This window comes from Streptomyces beigongshangae (genome assembly GCF_019710745.1).
Lineage (GTDB): Bacteria > Actinomycetota > Actinomycetes > Streptomycetales > Streptomycetaceae > Streptomyces > Streptomyces beigongshangae.
In genome coordinates this window covers 1-411 of the sequence record NZ_JAHKJW010000198.1, presented here as the reverse complement: position 1 = coordinate 411, position 411 = coordinate 1, and the positions used below count along the sequence as shown (strand labels likewise).

1 pseudogene is annotated in these 411 nt (G+C 69.3%); it reads left to right on the top strand.

The annotated features are described in order from the left end of the window. A pseudogene (locus KM933_RS38825) lies at positions 1 to 411 on the top strand (6-phosphogluconate dehydrogenase); the annotation flags it as partial.

Here is a 411-nt window from a genome sequence, read left to right as displayed (position 1 = left end):
GGCGCGGGCCACTTCTCCAAGATGGTCCACAACGGCATCGAGTACGCCATGATGCAGGCCTACGCCGAGGGCTGGGAACTGCTGCAGGCGGTGGACTCGGTCACCGACGTGCGCGAGGTCTTCCGCTCCTGGCAGGAGGGCACCGTCATCCGCTCCTGGCTCCTTGACCTGGCGGTCAACGCGCTGGACGAGGACGAGCACCTGGAACGGCTGCGCGGCTTCGCCCAGGACTCCGGCGAGGGCCGCTGGACGGTGGAGGCGGCCATCGACAACGCCGTGCCGCTGCCCGCGATCACCGCCTCGCTGTTCGCCCGCTTCGCCTCCCGCCAGGACGACTCGCCCCAGATGAAGATGATCGCGGCCCTGCGCAACCAGTTCGGCGGCCACGCCGTCGAGTCCGCGAAGAAGTAG